This is a genomic window from Prevotella sp. CAG:592 (assembly GCF_000436015.1).
In the GTDB taxonomy this organism is placed as follows: Bacteria; Bacteroidota; Bacteroidia; order Bacteroidales; family Bacteroidaceae; genus Prevotella; species Prevotella pectinovora.
In genome coordinates this window covers 1-3,025 of the sequence record NZ_FR892515.1, presented here as the reverse complement: position 1 = coordinate 3,025, position 3,025 = coordinate 1, and the positions used below count along the sequence as shown (strand labels likewise).

Sequence of the window (3,025 nt, the reverse complement as noted above, 5' to 3'; positions counted from 1 at the left end):
TGCCGCCTTGGAGAAATTGCCTTTGCCCAAAAGGCTCTTTTTCTTGAGTGCTCCTGTCATGTTTTTCTGCGCCATTGCGGGTACTGCCGTATTGAACAGCATAGCGAGGGCAAGGAGGAGCAGGGCTAAGGCGTTGCGGCGGTTGGCTGTGCCTACATGAATGTGCGTCCCCATTTGCCGGTGAAGTTAAAGGATGTAAGATAGAAGTAGTTTATCCTTCCGTTATCTATCTCGTCTTTGAAGATAGTGTATACCATCGGCTCGGTGAGCTTTGTAAGATCGAGGGTCTCATATATCATGCCTCCGCCGTCTTCGAAGTCGATATCTGCCTTATAGAGCATGTCGTTGCTCCATCTGAAGTAGCACACCTTGGCTCCGTTGTATGGGAAGTCCTGGCAGGCTTCCTTCTCTGCCACCCATTTCCCTACGCCTTCGAGTCGCTCATAATCGGAGCCGCCTGCAAAGAACACTTTGTATTTGAACACAAGCACGTTGTCCACCATCTTTCCCAGGCGCAGCGATGTGGCACCGTCGTAGTCGGTAACCTCGGCAACGTAGAGTCCCGACTGTCCTTTCACCTTACCTATGCGCCAGCTCATGGCCTGTGCCATCCATCCTGCCGTGGCGTCGGGGTCGTCGTTTGTCGTCCATACATATGGCGTGTTCTGACATTTGTTCACCATAAACGGCTCCGGCACCACTTTTGTCATCACAGACTTGCTCATGTAAACGGTTTTACCTTCCACATTGGCCTTCACCCAGTCAGGGTTGTCGCCCTCGTCGGCAACGATTTGTGCGTTGGGCAGCCACCAGCCCTGGTCGTAGCTTTTGTATACTGCCACTTTCCTTGCTTTGGTGCTTGGAGTTTGCCTCATGTTTGCAGAGTTTCCCTTAGGGTGATAGAGTGCCTTGGGGGCATCGAATGTAAGACTTCGGAGTACTTGGCTAGCGGTCTGTGCCGTAGCAGAAAGACTCATCGCGATGAGTGCGACGAGAAGAGAGAATCTTGTTCTTTTCATAAATAGTATTGTTTTTTTAAAATTAGTTTTCATTTTATTTGCCACACCTCTGTCCGCATAGCTTCGCTTCTGTGTTTGCCAGTGTGGATAAGGTGTCTATAGGCATCCGTACGCACGGCATCCTCTTCGGCAAATGGTCTGTTATGATGTCTGTTCTTGCTTGCGTCGGCAAATGTAATGAAAAAATCTAAACAATCCTAAAAATTACTTGATTATTTGTTTACGAATATATTAAATATGGTCATCACTCTATTTTTTCCATATCGACAGGAAAAGGGAGTGCCGGGACACTCCCTTTCCCGGCGGTATCAGATGACAAATAAGCGGGCAAAATGTTTATTGATAAATCAGCAAACAGTGCTACTACCCTACACGCCCCAAGACGAACCCATCCTCCAGCGGGACCTCATTTCGAGAAATCCGGCACGCCATATCCATACACGTTGTCAGGATGGCTGAAGTTGTCGCCGAGACTGCGCACGAGGTCTATTATCTGCAGCGCCGTCATCTCGCGGTGCTCCTGCCACAGACATGCCGTGAGACCTGCCACGATGGGACAGGAGAAGGAGGTTCCCATCACCGACGTCAGTGTGCCGCGCTCCGAGAGTATGTTCGTCGGACTGCCCTGCGCCATCACGTCGGGCTTCACCCTGCCGTCGGCAGAGGGTCCCACGCTGCTGAACGAGGCGTTGCGGAGCTCCGGAGTGACGGCTCCCACACACAGCATATCACGGGCGTCGGCAGGGAACCCGATCTTCTTCCATGGGTCCTGACCGTCGTTGCCGGCACTGTTCACCAGCACCATGCCGCGGCTCGCCACCGTCGACGCCATACGCGAGATGAGTGCCGTCCTGCCGTCCTGCTGCCAGTAGGAGTAATAGTTGGTGAAGGGTTTGTCGTAGATGTTGAAACCGAGCGAACAGCTTATCACGTCGACTCCCGCACTGTCGGCAAACTCTGCCGCCGCAGCCCAGTAGTCCTCTTCCACTGGCTGCTCCGACTGCTGGTCTTCGCAGCGCAGCAGCCAATAGGCGGCATCGGGGGCGGCACCCACATACACCCCCGGTTTGTTTATCGCCAGGATGGAGAGCACGTTGGCGCCATGCTCCATCTCGGCAAAGATGCTGCGCGACTGTGGCACCACAAAGTCGGCATAGCCTACGAGGTTTATATCCCTGAACGCCGGAATGAGGTCGGCATTCAGAAAACCGGCATCCATCACTGCAATCGTCATTCCCTGTCCGCGGAATCCCCTCTCATGGAGCTTCACTCCGCCCACCATCTCCAGCTGCGGCTGCGCCACTCCGTGGGAAGCGTGTATCGAGGTGTCGCGCTGCTCTATCTCGGTGTGGTATTTGGGGCGCGGCGGATTCGCCACGATAGAATCCGGCGACACCCACACCATCCTTACATCGCTGACGAAGGGCAGTTGTGAGAGTCTGCCTGTGGCAGCTGCATCCTTGGTGCGCACCACAATGGTGTTGCTCCAGCGGCTGCGGCTCACCACCTTCATCCCCGGCAGCTTCTCCACCTCGTCCACATACTGCTGCGCCACGGGCACATCGAGCGTATCCACGCTGATTCCCTGTCGGCGGCGTCTCTCCAGTGCCTTTGCCGAGAGGAACGACAGTGGATTGCTCATCATGTGAATCGATGGCCGCTTGTCGGTTAGCGTGAGTCTGTACATATAATGCTTGCCTCCGGGATATGGTATCTTTGCCGAACCGTTGTTGCGTGCCTCTGCCGGAAGCATCATAGTGAGCAGGAGTGACACGAGGGTCACTATCATGGGTAGGAGTTTATCGTTTCGCATAGTGCGTCTGTTTATAATATGGTGTGTATGTATATAGAATTATCGGAATGCAAAAGTAAACAAAATAGTTGAAAAGACAAAGATTAAGTTTAATCCATCCTGACCTTCACCAAAGGATAACCCATCCTAACCTTCCCCAAGGATAACCCATCCTGACCTTCCTAAAGGATAACCCATCCTGACCTTCCCAAAG

At 53.1% G+C, this 3,025-nt stretch carries 2 protein-coding genes; both read right to left on the bottom strand.

Annotated features, from left to right (window positions below; genetic code table 11):
- Nucleotides 1-152 precede the first annotated feature (152 nt).
- Nucleotides 153-1,019, bottom strand: coding sequence for a hypothetical protein (locus QVO99_RS02065; protein WP_022315931.1), 867 nt, complete (start codon nt 1,017-1,019; stop codon nt 153-155).
- Between the two features lie 406 nt (nt 1,020-1,425).
- Nucleotides 1,426-2,832 (bottom strand): S8 family serine peptidase, encoded by a 1,407-nt coding sequence (locus tag QVO99_RS02060; RefSeq protein ID WP_022315930.1) that lies wholly within the window; start codon nt 2,830-2,832, stop codon nt 1,426-1,428.
- Between the last annotated feature and the right edge of the window lie 193 nt (nt 2,833-3,025).

What these genes read in the sequence shown, in the direction of transcription:
- QVO99_RS02065 (WP_022315931.1), bottom strand. Translation starts at nt 1,019, where the DNA reads ATGAAAAGAACAAGATTCTCTCTTCTCGTCGCACTCATCGCGATGAGT.
- QVO99_RS02060 (WP_022315930.1), bottom strand. Translation starts at nt 2,832, where the DNA reads ATGCGAAACGATAAACTCCTACCCATGATAGTGACCCTCGTGTCACTC.